Annotated in this window: 14 protein-coding genes and 2 tRNA genes; 8 read left to right on the plus strand and 8 right to left on the minus strand. The window is 67.4% G+C overall.

Annotation, left to right across the window (positions count from 1 at the left end):
• Window positions 1–36: 36 nt before the first annotated feature.
• The gene (gene lpdA / locus OCGS_RS01145; RefSeq protein ID WP_007425375.1) at window positions 37–1,422 is read left to right on the plus strand and encodes a dihydrolipoyl dehydrogenase; all 1,386 of its coding nucleotides are present in this window, start codon (window positions 37–39) and stop codon (window positions 1,420–1,422) included.
• Between the two features lie 3 nt (window positions 1,423–1,425).
• Here the strand turns inward: lpdA and OCGS_RS01150 are convergent, their stop codons facing one another.
• Together OCGS_RS01150 and OCGS_RS01155 are read right to left on the minus strand one after the other, a co-directional pair.
• Entirely contained in the window at window positions 1,426–2,091 is a 666-nt protein-coding gene (locus OCGS_RS01150) for a GntR family transcriptional regulator (RefSeq protein WP_007425376.1), read from the minus strand.
• A 31-nt stretch (window positions 2,092–2,122) separates the two neighbouring features.
• Window positions 2,123–2,839, minus strand: coding sequence for a M48 family metallopeptidase (locus OCGS_RS01155; protein ID WP_007425377.1), 717 nt, complete (start codon window positions 2,837–2,839; stop codon window positions 2,123–2,125).
• A 114-nt stretch (window positions 2,840–2,953) separates the two neighbouring features.
• Between OCGS_RS01155 and OCGS_RS01160 the strand changes: the two genes are divergently transcribed.
• Both OCGS_RS01160 and OCGS_RS01165 read left to right on the plus strand, forming a co-directional pair.
• Complete coding sequence (locus tag OCGS_RS01160; RefSeq protein ID WP_007425378.1) at window positions 2,954–3,277, plus strand: TIGR02300 family protein; 324 nt, start codon at window positions 2,954–2,956, stop codon at window positions 3,275–3,277.
• A gap of 91 nt (window positions 3,278–3,368) precedes the next feature.
• A tRNA-Ala gene (locus OCGS_RS01165) sits at window positions 3,369–3,444 on the plus strand.
• Window positions 3,445–3,800: 356 nt separating this feature from the next.
• Here the strand turns inward: OCGS_RS01165 and OCGS_RS01170 are convergent.
• The gene (locus OCGS_RS01170) at window positions 3,801–5,558 is read right to left on the minus strand and encodes an OFA family MFS transporter (RefSeq protein ID WP_007425379.1); all 1,758 of its coding nucleotides are present in this window, start codon (window positions 5,556–5,558) and stop codon (window positions 3,801–3,803) included.
• A 172-nt stretch (window positions 5,559–5,730) separates the two neighbouring features.
• Window positions 5,731–5,807: transfer RNA gene (locus tag OCGS_RS01175), tRNA-Arg, on the minus strand.
• Window positions 5,808–5,966: 159 nt separating this feature from the next.
• Here OCGS_RS01175 and OCGS_RS01180 point away from each other — a divergent pair.
• From OCGS_RS01180 to OCGS_RS01190, 3 genes are read left to right on the plus strand one after another with little or no spacing between them, the layout of a single operon-like run.
• Entirely contained in the window at window positions 5,967–6,923 is a 957-nt protein-coding gene (locus OCGS_RS01180; RefSeq protein WP_007425380.1) for a TAXI family TRAP transporter solute-binding subunit, read from the plus strand.
• A gap of 57 nt (window positions 6,924–6,980) precedes the next feature.
• On the plus strand, window positions 6,981–9,056 hold the full coding sequence (locus tag OCGS_RS01185; RefSeq protein ID WP_007425381.1) for a TRAP transporter permease: 2,076 nt from the start codon (window positions 6,981–6,983) through the stop codon (window positions 9,054–9,056).
• A complete protein-coding gene (locus OCGS_RS01190) occupies window positions 9,053–9,406 on the plus strand; it encodes a DUF1850 domain-containing protein (protein WP_007425382.1) in 354 nt (117 codons plus the stop codon). The genes OCGS_RS01185 and OCGS_RS01190 overlap by 4 nt, the downstream gene beginning before the upstream one ends.
• Here OCGS_RS01190 and OCGS_RS01195 read toward each other — a convergent pair whose 3' ends face one another.
• The 4 genes from OCGS_RS01195 to OCGS_RS01210 all read right to left on the minus strand — a co-directional run bounded on the left by OCGS_RS01195 (window position 9,407) and on the right by OCGS_RS01210 (window position 12,400).
• Window positions 9,407–10,129, minus strand: a complete 723-nt coding sequence (locus tag OCGS_RS01195) for a TSUP family transporter (RefSeq protein WP_052026100.1) — start codon at window positions 10,127–10,129, stop codon at window positions 9,407–9,409.
• A 28-nt stretch (window positions 10,130–10,157) separates the two neighbouring features.
• On the minus strand, window positions 10,158–11,033 hold the full coding sequence (gene serB / locus OCGS_RS01200; RefSeq protein WP_007425384.1) for a phosphoserine phosphatase SerB: 876 nt from the start codon (window positions 11,031–11,033) through the stop codon (window positions 10,158–10,160).
• Between the two features lie 9 nt (window positions 11,034–11,042).
• Window positions 11,043–12,140 (minus strand): redox-regulated ATPase YchF, encoded by a 1,098-nt coding sequence (gene ychF, locus OCGS_RS01205; RefSeq protein WP_007425385.1) that lies wholly within the window; start codon window positions 12,138–12,140, stop codon window positions 11,043–11,045.
• A 68-nt stretch (window positions 12,141–12,208) separates the two neighbouring features.
• Window positions 12,209–12,400 carry a hypothetical protein gene (locus OCGS_RS01210; RefSeq protein ID WP_040610290.1) on the minus strand — a complete coding sequence of 64 codons (192 nt, stop codon included), beginning with the start codon at window positions 12,398–12,400 and terminating at the stop codon, window positions 12,209–12,211.
• 127 nt (window positions 12,401–12,527) lie between these two features.
• Between OCGS_RS01210 and OCGS_RS14440 the strand changes: the two genes are divergently transcribed.
• Window positions 12,528–13,007, plus strand: a complete 480-nt coding sequence (locus OCGS_RS14440) for an acyloxyacyl hydrolase (protein ID WP_007425387.1) — start codon at window positions 12,528–12,530, stop codon at window positions 13,005–13,007.
• A gap of 45 nt (window positions 13,008–13,052) precedes the next feature.
• Window positions 13,053–13,844, plus strand: coding sequence for a tryptophan synthase subunit alpha (trpA, locus tag OCGS_RS01220; protein ID WP_007425388.1), 792 nt, complete (start codon window positions 13,053–13,055; stop codon window positions 13,842–13,844).
• Window positions 13,845–13,865 lie beyond the last annotated feature (21 nt).

Consider the following 13,865-nt stretch of genomic DNA (forward strand, 5'->3'; position numbering starts at 1 on the left):
ACCCTGCCCGAACCGTCCCGAACCCGAGGAAAATCCATGTCGAGCTATGATGTCATCGTGATCGGGTCCGGCCCCGGCGGCTATGTCTGCGCGATCCGCTGCGCGCAGCTTGGGCTGAAGACGGCCTGCGTCGAAGGGCGCGAGACGCTGGGCGGCACCTGCCTGAACATCGGCTGCATTCCGTCGAAAGCCCTGCTGCACGCGACCGAACTGCTGCACGAGGCGCACGAGAATTTCGCCAAGATGGGCCTGATGGGCGACGCGCCTTCGGTCGATTGGGACAAGATGCAGGCCTACAAGCGCGACACGATCGGCCAGAACACCAAGGGCATCGAGTTTCTGTTCAAGAAAAACAAGGTGGACTGGATCAAGGGCTGGGCCAGCATCCCCGAACCGGGGCGCGTCAAGGTGGGCGACGAGGTGCACGAGGCCAGGCACATCGTCATCGCCAGCGGGTCCGAGGTTTCGACCCTGAAGGGCGTCGAGCTGGACGGCGACGTGGTCGTGGACAGCGAAGGCGCATTGTCCCTGCCCCGCATCCCCGAGAAGTTGGTCGTCATCGGGGCGGGCGTGATCGGGCTGGAATTGGGCAGCGTCTATAGCCGCCTGGGAACGGATGTGACGGTGGTGGAATATCTGGATGCGATCACGCCGGGCATGGATGCCGAGGTGCAAAAGCAGTTCCAGAAGATCCTGGCCAAGCAGGGGCTCAAATTCGTCCTGGGCGCGGCGGTGCAGGGCGTCGAGGTGGCGGATGGCAAGGCGCGCGTCGCCTACAGGGTGCGCGACGACAGCGGCGCCACGCTCGAGGCCGACACGGTGCTGGTCGCGACCGGGCGGCGGCCCTATACCGACGGTCTGGGGCTGGAGGCGCTGGGCGTGAAAGTGACCGAGCGCGGCCAGATCGCCACGGACGGACACTGGGCAACGAATATCGACGGCATTCACGCCATCGGCGACTGCATCGCCGGCCCGATGCTGGCCCACAAGGCCGAGGACGAGGGGATGGCCGTGGCCGAGGTGCTGGCCGGCAAGCACGGGCACGTCAATTACGGCGTCATCCCGGCGGTCATCTATACCCATCCCGAAGTGGCGTCGGTGGGCGCCACCGAGGAGCAGTTGAAGCAGGACGGCCGCGCCTACAAGGCGGGAAAGTTCAGCTTCATGGGCAACGGGCGCGCCAAGGCCAATTTCGCCGCCGACGGGTTCGTCAAGATCCTGGCCGACCAAGAGACCGACCGCATCCTGGGCGCGCATATCGTCGGGCCGATGGCGGGCGACCTGATCCACGAGATCTGCGTCGCGATGGAGTTCGGGGCGGCGGCGCAGGATCTGGCGCTGACCTGCCACGCGCATCCGACCTATTCCGAAGCGGTGCGCGAGGCGGCTTTGGCCTGCGGCGACGGCGCCATCCACGCCTGACGGTCAGCCGCGTAGCAGCCGCAGACCCTGCGTCACATCGGTGCGGATGGCGAGCCGCAGACCCGGCTCGTCCCCCGCGCGCAGGGCCGCCAGGATCGCGCGATGGCCCGCCGGCGGTTCCGTCCGGGCCAGCCGCCCGTAGAGGCGGCGCATCGTCGGCCCCAGTTGCAGCCAGACGGTTTCGGCGATGGCCAGCATGGCAGGGGCCTGCGCGCGCAGATAGAGCATGCGGTGAAATTCGAGGTTGAGGCGGATATAGGCCACCGGATCGCGCTTGGCGACGGCCTCGGCTATGGCGGCGTCGACGGTCTGCATCCGGTCGATCATCGCGATATGGGCGCGCGGCAGGGCGCGGCTGGCCAGTTCGGTTTCCAGCAGCGCGCGCAGGGCGGCCAGCTCCTCGATCCGGTCGGGGCCGAGTTCGGGCGTCGAGACGCGCCCCGAGACGGACAACGTCAGCGCGCCTTCGGCCGCCAGCCGGCGCACCGCCTCGCGCGCGGGCGTCATCGACACGCCGAAGGTCTGTCCGATGCCGCGCAGCGTCAGCACGGCGCCCGGTGCCGTCTCGCCATGCATGATCTGGCCGCGCAGCGCGCGATAGACGCGTTCATGCGCGGGTTGCGACGCGGCGGATGCCGGACCGGGATCGAGGCGGGGCTGGATCAGCATGGGCCATCCTTCCCGCAGCCGCCCCGCGGCGTCAATCGCCGGCGGCCGCGTCGAAGCGCCAGGCATGAAGGGTGGCGCCGTTGTCGCGCAGCCAGCGCCGCCAGAGGTCGCAATCGGGACGCAGCCGCCGGACCTGACCCCAGAACGCCGCCGAATGATCCATATGCGCCAGATGCGCGACTTCATGGGCGGCGACGTAATCCAGCACGTCGGGCGGCGCGAGGATCAGCCGCCAGCTGAACATCAGATCGCCGCGCGACGAACACGACCCCCAGCGGGACCGCGTGTCGCGCAAGGTCAGCCGCCCCCAGCCGCGCCCCAGCGCCGCCGCATGGGCGTCGCAGGCGGTCAGCAGGCGGCGGCGCGCCTCGGCCTTGAGACAGGCCAGCACCTGCGGGCCGGCGGGCCGCGCGGGATCGACGGCGATCTCGCCTGCTTGCAGAACAGGCGTGCGCCCCTGCCCCGCGACCACGCGATGCGCGACGCCCGCCACCGGAAGGACGGATCCCAGGGCGACGCGGCGCGGCGGGACGTGGCGCAGCAGGTGCCGCCGCACCCAGTCGCCGCGCCCCAGCGCGAAGGCCAGCGCCTCGTCCGCGCCGACGCCGTGCGGCACGCTGAGCGTCACGCGGCCGTCCAGCGCGGCCACCCGCAGCGAGATCCGGCGCGCGCGGGGGGCGCGGCGCAGGATGACGGGAACCGGCGGGTCGCCGGGCAACACAGCGCGCGATGGCAGGGGATGCGGCATGGCGCCTGTCTAGGGCCGGGCGCGGCGAAGGGCCAGCGGCGAAAGGCTTTGACACGTTCGGGGCGCTATGGCAGGGGACGCCCTTGATCCCGACATCAAGGAAGACGAGGTTCCATGTCCAAGGAAGAATGGGGGACGAAGCGGGTCTGCCCGACCACCGGCAAGCGCTTTTACGACCTGAACAAGTCCCCGGTCGTCAGCCCCTATACCGGCGAGATCGTGCCGCTCGATACCGGCAAGGGGTCGCGCACGATGGTCGCCGACAAGGCCGACAAGAACGCCAAGAAGGACCAGACCGACGAAGAGGATGTCGTGCTGGAGGAAGACGACGACAGCACCGACGTCGATCTGGGCGATGACGTGCTCGAGGATGACGACGACAGCGACGAGGTTTCGCTCGACGACATCGCCGACGTGGCGGGCGACGACGAGGATTGACCGGATCGGCGCGCGGCGGAATTTTCCGCTTGAACTGTCCCGCCCGCGCCTCTAGTCACCCCTTGCGCGCCGAAGCGATCCGGCGCCGGATGGGGCATTAGCTCAGCTGGGAGAGCGCCTGCATGGCATGCAGGAGGTCAGCGGTTCGATCCCGCTATGCTCCACCATCCAATCTCTTCGATTTTCGGGGCAGGACGATACCTTGTGCGCGGCCCGGCAGGACTGGGTGGCCGCAAGGCCGTTGCGCGTCGTTCCGCGGAACGGAAGCTTCGGTCTGTCCCTCGGTGTTGGAAATCTGCGGCGGCACGGCGCCGGCCGGGTTGCGTCGCGATACCCACGCCGACCGCTGTTCAAGAAACGTTGCACGATCCGACGCATGACAGCCGCTGCGGGCCTTATCTGACTTTGTGACCGACAAAAAGGCGGCTGTTGGTCCGGGTGCCTCGTCTTCGGTCCGAACAGATGAAGCCGATGGCCCGTGGAACCGGTGCAGGATTGCCCGGCACGAGGCCGGGCAATGGGTTCAGCTTGCCGGAACGATGCCGGGATGGGTCGTCTCGACATGGTGGCGGTCGTGAACCGGGCGCACCATCAGGTTGGCGAAGAACGCAATCACCAGAAGGCCGGCCATCGCATACATAGTTGTATTGTAAAGGCTTGGTGTGGGGTCGATCGTGCCGGCCGGTGCGATTTCCATCAGCTTCGCCACTGTGACGGTGTTCGCCGAGACAAGTTCGGTCAGTTGCGCGACGGACGCGCCGAACTTCGCCTCGAACACGGCAGGATCGACGACAGCGGCAAGGCCGCGGATGGCATCGATCTTGGACAGATCGCGCAGATAGGTGATGGCGAACGGCCCCAGCACCCCTGCCATCGACCAGGCCGTCAGCAGGCGTCCATGGATGCCGCCAACATGCAGCGTGCCGAAGATATCGGCGAGGTAGGCCGGAATGGTGGCAAAGCCGCCCCCATACATCGTGAAGATGACCATCGTGGCGGCGTAGAACATTACCAGGTAGATAACGTTGGGCGAGGCCGATACGGCCGATGCCGCGAACGGGATCGACAGGTAAAGCACGGTGCCCAGCACGAAGAAGATATGATAGGTGTTCTTTCGCCCGATATAGTCCGACATCGAGGCCCAGAAGAACCGGCCGATCATGTTGAAAAGCGAGATCATCAGCACATAGGTTCCCGCAAAGCGCGCATCGACGATGCCCGGCAGGGTGGAACCGAAGATTTCGGTCATCATGGTCTTCGCGACGCCGATCACGCCAATGCCTGCGGTCACGTTGAAGCACAGCACGAGCCACAGAAGCCAGAACTGCGGCGTCTTGACAGCCTGGTTGATGTGGACGTTCGCCCGCGTGATCATTCCCCGCGCCGAGGCGGCGGGCGGCGTCCAGCCGGCGGGCTGCCAGCCGGCCGGCGGCACGCGATAGGAAAACGCAGCGATGGCCATGACGATGAAATACCCGATCCCGAGCGTCAGGAACGTCGCGGCGGCGCCGGTATCGCCAGTTCCGACGACATAGACACCGACCTCGGACGCACCTGGCAGCGATGCCAGATCCTGCGCCGTGGCGACGACCACCTCGACGGGGCCGGCAACGGTTTCAGCAAAGCGGCGGCCGCCTTCGGTGACAAGGTTCACTGCCCCTTCGGGGCCGAGATAGTCAGGCGCGACGGAATAGACCCGCAGCAGCCAGCCGATCAGCGGCGCACCGATGATCGCGCCGCCGCCGAATCCCATGATTGCCATTCCCGTCGCCATGCCGCGCCGGTCGGGAAACCAGCGGATGAGCGTCGAAACGGGCGATACATATCCGAGACCCAGCCCGATGCCGCCGATCACGCCATAGCCCAGATAGACCAGCCAGAGCTGATGCCACATGATGCCCAGCGACCCGATGACAAACCCGCCGCCCCAGCAAAGCGCGGCGACAAGCCCGACCATGCGTGGTCCGACTTCTTCCAGCCATTTGCCGGCAATGGCGGCGGCGAGCCCCAGACAGACAATGGCAACCGAGAAAATCCAGACCACCGACGACAGGTTCCAGTCATCGGCCGCCGACGTGACTACGCCGAGTTCGCGCACCAGTGGTGGATTGAAGATCGACCACGCATAAACCGAACCGATGCAGAGGTGGATCGCGATGGATGCCGGTGGCACCAGCCAGCGGTTGAATCCCTCCTTCGCGACGATGTGTTCCTTGCGTAGTCGCGGAAACGGCTGGACCGCGCCCGCGGCGGTTCCGACTTCGCTCGACCTTGCTGTCATGCTGCCCTCCCAAGCCGGCGTCCATGGCGGGCGCCAGCGCCGACTGGAACACACTCCTTCGCGAAGGCAAGGGCGATCTTGAGGTGGATGGCACGGTGCGACACGGTCGCAAGGCGAACGTGGTCCGCCTGATAACCAGGCTTCCACCGTCAATGACGGGAATATCGATTAATGGCGCGCTGGGGAGGATTCGAACCCCCGACCCTCTGATTCGTAGTCAGATACTCTATCCAACTGAGCTACCAGCGCCCGAAGCCGTCGATAGTCGCACGGGCCGGGGATGGCAAGGCGGAAATCGGAACTTCTCGGCGGGGGCGCCGGGCAGGAAGCTATTGCAATCCGGTCGCGGCGGGGGAACCATCGGGCGGTGTTCGCGGGGCCAACCCGCCTGCCAACAGGGAGACAACAATGATCCAATTCGCAAGCGCGATCCGCGCGACGGCGCTGGCCGCCTGTGCCGCCGCGACGCCCACGCTGGCCGGCGCGCAGGACTTCGTCAATGTGCTGACCGGCGGAACGTCGGGCGTCTATTATCCGCTGGGTGCCGGACTGGCCAACATCTATGGCGAGACGATCGACGGCGTGCGCACGCAGGTGCAATCCACCAAGGCCAGCGTCGAGAACCTCAACCTGTTACAAGAAGGCCGGGGCGAGATCGCCTTTGCCCTGGGCGACAGCGTGGCCGCCGCCTGGGCCGGCGACGAGGAGGCGGGGTTTCCGCAGAAGCTGGACCAGCTGCGCGGCATTGCCGGCATCTATCCCAACTATATCCAGGTCGTGACGTCGCAGGAATCGGGCATCACCGACTTCGCCGGACTGGCGGGCAAGAGCCTGTCGGTCGGCGCGCCCGCATCGGGCACCGAGCTGAACGCGCGCGCGATCTTCGGCGCAATGGACATGAGCTATGACGATCTGGGCAAGGTCGAATACCTGCCCTTCGCGGAATCGGTCGAGCTGATCAAGAACCGCCAGCTCGACGGCACGCTTCAATCGGCGGGGCTGGGCGTGGCGTCGATCCGCGATCTGGCATCGTCGCTGCCCATCAACGTGGTCGCCATCCCGGCCGAGGTGGCGCAGACGCTGGGCGCGCCCTATGTCGCCGCCACCATCCCGGCGGGCACCTATGACGGGCAGGAAACGGATGTGCCCACGGTTGCCGTGTCGAACTATCTGGTGACAAGCGCGGCGGTATCCGACGATCTGGCCTATCAGATGACCAAGCAGTTGTTCGAGAATCTCGATACGCTGAAGGCGTCGCATCAGGCGGCGGCGCTGATCGACGTGGAAAAGGCGCTGGACGGCATGCCGATCCCGCTTCATCCCGGCGCCGAACGCTATTACCGCGAACAGGGCCTGATCGAGTAAATCGCGTATCGGGGCGGCGGCGCCGCCGCGGCCCCGGACTGCCCGAAAGGCGCCTTGATGCAGAACCCGACCGAACCGCCCGTTCCGCGCGAATCGCACGGGGTGGATTTCACGCCGGACGCTGTCGGGCGTCTGCTGTTCTGGATCGCGGTCGTGTTCTCGCTGTTCCAGATTGGCACGGCGGCACACCTGATCGACATGCCCAGCCAGATCGTGCGCGCGGTGCATGTCGGGTTCCTGACGCTGCTGGCCTTTCCGCTGATCGCCTGGGGCCGCGATGCGGCCCCCGCGCTGAAGGCGCTGGCCTGGGTGCTGGCGCTGGCCGGTGTGGCGGTGGCCCTTTATCAATGGTGGGAATACCAGCCGCTGATCCTGCGCGCGGGCCGCCCGCTGACACGCGATGTCGTGATGGGCTGCGTCGCGCTGGTCGTGGTGTTCGCGGCGGCCTGGACGATGATGGGCATCGCCCTGCCCGTCATTTCGGGCGCATTCCTGCTATATTGTCTTTACGGCGAATACCTGCCCGCGCCGCTGAACCATCGCGGATACGGGTTCGGGCAGGTCATCGACCACATGACCTATGGGACCGAAGGCATCTACGGCATCCCGATCTACGTTTCGTCGACCTATATCTTCCTGTTCATCCTGTTCGGATCGTTTCTGGAACGGGCCGGCATGATCCGGCTGTTCACCGATGTGGCGATGGGATTGTTCGGGCACCGTCAGGGCGGGGCGGCCAAGGTCAGCGTCGTCTCGTCGGGGCTGATGGGCACGATTTCGGGGTCGGGCGTGGCGAATGTCGTCACGACGGGCCAGTTCACCATTCCGCTGATGAAGCGGTTCGGCTATCGCCCCGCCTTCGCCGGAGGGGTCGAGGCGACGGCCTCGATGGGCGGGCAGATCATGCCGCCGGTGATGGGCGCCGTGGCCTTCATCATGGCCGAGACGCTGGACGTGCCTTATGTCGAGGTGGTCAAGGCCGCGCTGATCCCGGCGATCCTCTACTTCGCGTCGGCCTTCTGGATGGTCCATCTGGAGGCGGGGCGCCACGGCCTGCGCGGCTTGCCGACGGACGAATTGCCGTCCCCGCTGGCCGCCATCCGCAAGAACTGGATGCTGCTGGTGCCGCTGGGCATCCTCGTATGGCTGCTGTTCGCGGGTTATACGCCGCTTTTCGCGGGCACGGTCGGGCTGGGGCTGACGATCCTGTTGATCCTGGGGGGATCGGTCGTGCTGGGTCTGCCCGACGGCGTTCTGCGGGTGATCTTCTGGGTCGCGCTGGGGCTGGTCGCGGCCGCGTTCCTGCAATGGGGGATCGAGGTTCTGGCGGGCGCCATCGCGCTGATGCTGGCCTGGTGCGCGATGACCCGCGGCGGACGGCAGACCATCCTGCTGTGCCGCGATTCGCTGGCCGAGGGGGCGAAGACCGCGCTGCCGGTCGGTGTGGCCTGCGCGCTGGTCGGCGTCATCATCGGTACGATGACGCTGACGGGGGCGGCCAACACGTTCGGCCAGTTCATCGTGTCGGTCGGCCAGCAAAGCCTGTTTCTGTCGCTGGTCCTGACCATGCTGACCTGCATCCTGCTGGGCATGGGGATCCCGACGATCCCCAACTATATCATCACCTCGTCCATCGCCGGGCCCGCCCTGCTGGCGCTGGGGGTGCCGCTGATCGTGTCGCATATGTTCGTATTCTATTTCGGCATCCTTGCCGATCTGACGCCGCCCGTGGCGCTGGCGTGCTTCGCCGCGGCGCCCATCGCCAAGGAAGGCGGGCTGAAGATCTCGATCGAGGCGATCAAGGTCGCCGCAGCGGGCTTCGTCATTCCGTTCATGGCGGTCTATACCCCGGCGCTGATGTTGCAGGCGGGCGGACCGCTGGCCGACAGCATCGGCTATTGGCCCGCCGTCGGCTGGATCGTGCTCAAGGCGCTGATCTGCATCGGTCTTTGGGGGGCGGCGGTGATCGGCTGGGTGGGCCGTCCGCTGGGCTGGCCGCTGCGCGCGCTGGCAATGGTAGCGGCCTTCACCCTGATCGCCGCCCTGCCCGTCACCGACGAGATCGGTCTGGCCCTGGCCGCCATCTTCGGCGCATTCCTCTGGCTGGGGCGAAGCAAGACCGCGCCCGCATGACCGCCTGCCTCGCCATCGGCGCGGCGATCCTGCATCTGGCAGCGCCCGGCTTCACGCTGTCCTGGACCCATTCGGTCGAGCGGGTGGAGTGGCGGGAGGTCTGGCGCGTCGATCCCGCGGGGCTGTCCCTGCAATCGGCATCGGTCGAGGGGTCCGGCGCGGGGATGGAGCCGGGTCCGAACGCGGCCTTCCGCGACGGGCGCTGGACGTGGCCCGGCGATCTGACGGTCCCGCGCCTGACCCTGGCCGCGTCGGGTGCGACCGGCGGCGGCTGGACGCTGTGCGCGGATGGCGAATGCCGTGTTCTGGGCACCGATCGCGGCCAGCCGGTGACACTCGCCCCCTGTTGACTAGACCCAGTCCCACATCAGCCGCAGGGCCAGCGCAACGGATGTGACCACCAGCACCGGCTTGATGACGCGCGCGCCGATCCGCATGGCCAGACCGGCGCCGATCCGCGCGCCGGCGATCTGCGCGATGGCCATTGCCACCCCCACGCCCCACCAGACATCCGCAACCAGCGAAAAGACCAGAAGCGAGCCGAGGTTCGAGGCGAGGTTCAGCAGCTTGGTATGCGCCACCGCGCGCAGCACGCCGAAGCCCGCCAGCGTGACGAATGCCAGCATGTAGAAGGCCCCCGCCCCCGGTCCCAGCAGCCCGTCATAGCCGGCGATCAGCGGCACCGCGGTGACGGCGAACACGAATGGCGACAGGCGCGCGGCGCGGTCGACGTCGCCCAAGCCGGGCTTGAGCGCGAAGAACAGCGCGATGGCGATCAGCAGCGGCGGCAGACCCAGCTGGATCGTATCGACCGGCAGCCACGACACCAGCAGCGCGCCGCCCATGCCCGCCGCAAAGGCGATGGCCGCCGTTCCCGTCTGCCGCCGCAGATCGACATGGCCCGCGCGCGCATAGCTGAAGGCCGCCGTCGCCGCCCCGCAGGCGCCCTGGATCTTGTTGGTGCCGATGGCCGTCACCGGCGGCGCGCCCGCCAGGATCAGCGCGGGCAGCGTGATCAACCCCCCGCCGCCCGCGATGGCGTCGATGATGCCGGCGACGAAGGCCGCCGCCATCAGCAGCGCCAGAAGGTCGGGCGCCAGTTCAAGCGGCCACAAAGTCGTCCCGCCCGTAACCCTGAAGATATAGCAGCGCCGTCAGATCGCCGTGATTGATCCGCAGATCGACCTGTGCCGCGACGGCGGGCTTCGCGTGCAGCGCGACGCCCATCCCCGCGCGTTGCAGCATCGGCAGATCGTTGGCGCCGTCACCCACGGCCAGAACGTCGGCAGGGGTCAACCCGCGCCGGACGCAGATCTCGGTCAGGGCGGCAACCTTGGCGGATTGTCCCAGGATCGGTTCGGCCGCGACGCCGGTGATCCGGCCATCCGCGACGGGCAGCGGATTGGCCCGGTGTTCGTCGAAACCCAGCCGCGCCGCCACCCGTTCGGTGAAGGGCAAAAAACCCCCCGACACCAGCGCGCACCATGCGCCATGCGCGCGCATCGTCGCCACCAGCACGTCGCCGCCGGGTGCCAGGGTGATCCGCTCGGTCCAGACGCGGTCGATCACGCCGGCATCCAGCCCAGCCAGAAGTGCCACGCGTTCGCGCAGCGCGCCCTCGAACCCGATCTCGCCGTTCATTGCGCGTGCCGTGATCGCGGCCACGCGGTCGCCGACACCGGCCATCGCGGCCAGTTCGTCGATGCATTCCTGCCCGATCATCGTGCTGTCCATATCCGCCAGAAGAACGGACTTGCGCCGCCCTTCGGCCGCCTGAAGGCACAGGTCCACGCCCTGCGATTGCAGGTCGGACCAGATCGCATCGAAGTTGGACGGCCGCTGGCGCACCGCGAACTCGGCTGCAATGTCGGGGGCAAGCCAGATCAGATCGCCGCCGCCCCAGGCGTTGCGCAGCGCCTCGGCCAGCGCGGGATCGAGCGGCGCGCGGCTGTCCGCGATCAGGGTGGCGACGAACATGGGGCGCGGTCAGGCGTTGAACAGGAAATGCAGCACGTCGCCGTCCTTGACCTCATAGCCTTTCCCCTCGACCCGCATCTTGCCCGCTTCCTTCGCGCCAGCCTCGCCGCCCAGTGCCACGAAATCGTCATAAGCGATGGTTTCCGAACGGATGAAGCCGCGCTCGAAATCGCCGTGGATCACGCCCGCGGCCTGGGGCGCGCGGGTGCCGGCGGGGATCGTCCATGCGCGCGCTTCCTTGGGACCGACGGTGAAATAGGTCTGCAATCCCAGCAGCGCATAGCCCGCGCGGATCAGCCGGTCGAGCCCGGGTTCCTCCAGCCCCATCTCGGCCAGAAATTCGGCCGCCTCGTCGGCGGGAAGCTGGGCGATCTCCTCCTCGATGCGGGCGGAAATCACGACTTCAGCCGCCCCTTCGGCAACGGCCATCTGGCGCACCCGCTCGGTCAGGGCGTTGCCGGTCGCGGCGTCGTCCTCGGACACGTTGCAGACATAAAGGATCGGCTTGGCGGTCAGCAATTGCAGCATCCGCCACGCCTTGCCATCCTCGTCGTCGACGGGAACGCTGCGGGCGGGGCGACCTTGTTCCAGCGCGGCCTGCGCGGCCGTGAGCAGGCGTTCCTGCTGGACCGCCTCCTTGTCGCCGCCGCGCACCTTGCGGACGATGTTGGTCAGGCGGCGCTCGACCGATTCGAGGTCGGCCAGCATCAGTTCCGTCTCGATCGTCTGCGCGTCGGCCACCGGATCGACGCGACCATCGACATGGGTGATGTCGTCGTCCTCGAAGCAGCGCAGCACATGGGCGATGGCATCGCATTCGCGGATATTGGCCAGAAACTGATTTCCCAGCCCCTCGCCCCGGCTGGCACCCTTCACCAGCCCGGCGATGTCCACGAAGGTCATGCGCGTCGGCACGACCTGTTTCGACTTCGCGATGGCGGCCAGCCGGTCTAGACGGGCATCGGGCACCGCGACCTCGCCCACATTCGGCTCGATCGTGCAGAAGGGGAAGTTGGCCGCCTGCGCGGCGGCGGTGCGGGTCAGCGCGTTGAACAAAGTGGACTTGCCGACATTCGGCAGCCCGACGATCCCCATTCTGAAACCCATGTCATCCCCCGCGGTTGCACCGGCGGCGTATGCCCACCGGCGCGCGCGGGGTCAACACTGGGTGCCCGTCATGCCCCGCGCCTGTCGGCATGGGACTGATAGATCAGGATCCAGGCCAGCAGGATGAAGATCGGATGACCCAGCCCCCCCGAGATCAGGATCGCGGGCAGCCAGATCACGAAGACCAGGATGGACAGAAGCACCCGACCCGTCAGGAAGATCGAGAGCGGCGGCAGGAAAAGTGCGAGTACATAGTTCATGCAGCGCATATAGGGGCCGCTTCGCGCAGTTCATCCCCTTTGGGGCTTGCACTTGACGGGTGGTTTGCGAAACGTCCCCCGGACGAGCAGAACCACGCAGAACCCGACGCCTGAAACAGGGACCGCCATGACACGCCTTCTTTCGATCCTCGCCCTTTGCCTGATCCCGATGGGTGCCTCGGCGCAGTCGCTGGTCTTTTCGCTGGGGGCCACGGATTTCCACGAGTCGGATGCCGGCGATCCGGTGCAAGGGGGCATCGACGTGCTGACGCGTCCGTTCAGAAGCCTCGGGCCGGTCGATCTGGAGCTTGGGGTCGCCGCGACCGTCGATTTCGAAGGCAACGCCTGGCTGGGTGCCGGCCTGGCCGCGACGGCCGATCTCGGCGCGCTCTATTACGTCGAGGGCAGCGTGATGCCGGGCTGGTTCCATGCTTCGGACGACGCTCTGGAATCGGATGGGACCGTGCGCAGCCTGATCGGGGTCGGGCGGCGGTTCGGTCCGGCGACATCGGTGGCACTGGCGGTCTCGCATCGCTCGGCCCTCGGGTCGGACGACCGCAACGGCGCGCATAACGATCTGACGCTGCGTTTGCGGCGCGAGTTCTGAGATGACCCGACGCCGCACGACCGCCCGAACCTCAAAGGAAAGACCATGAGCCGCATCGCCGCCAAGTTCGCCGCCCTTCGCGCGGAAGGAAGGCGCGCCTTCGTCAGCTATGTAATGGCGGGCGATCCCGACTATGCCACCTCGCTCGATCTGGTGCGCGGCCTGCCGGGGGCCGGGGTGGATATCGTCGAACTGGGCGTGCCTTTCACCGATCCGATGGCCGATGGTCCGACGATCCAGCAGGCAGGACAGCGCGCGCTGGCGCAGGGGATGACGCTGGACCGCACGCTGGACATGGTGCGCGCCTTTCGCGAAGGCGACGACACGACGCCCATCGTGATGATGGGCTATTACAACCCCATCTATTCGCGCGGGGTGGCCGCGTTCCTGAAGGATGCGAAGGCCGCCGGGGTGGACGGGCTGATCGTCGTCGATCTGCCCCCCGAGGAAGACGACGAGCTGTGCCTGCCCGCGCTGGCATCGGGCATCGACTTCATCCGGCTGGCGACACCGACGACCGACGATGCCCGTCTGCCGCGCGTCCTTCAGAATACCAGCGGCTTCGTCTATTACGTCTCGATCACCGGGATCACCGGCGCGGCGGCCCCCGAAGCGGCCGATGTCGCGCCCGAGGTCGCGCGCATCAAGGCCGCGACCGACCTGCCGGTGATCGTGGGCTTCGGCATCCGCACGCCCGACAGCGCCCGCGCCATCGCCGCCATCGCCGACGGTTGCGTCGTCGGATCGGCCATCGTGGCCGAGCTGGCGTCGGGCAAGTCGGTGGCCGATGTGCTGGCCTTCACCGCCGACCTGGCGCGGGGCGCGCATTCGGCCTGAGCATTGCGGGACGCAGCGGCC

The sequence above is a fragment of the Oceaniovalibus guishaninsula JLT2003 genome, from assembly GCF_000299575.1.
Classification (GTDB): domain Bacteria; phylum Pseudomonadota; class Alphaproteobacteria; order Rhodobacterales; family Rhodobacteraceae; genus Palleronia; species Palleronia guishaninsula.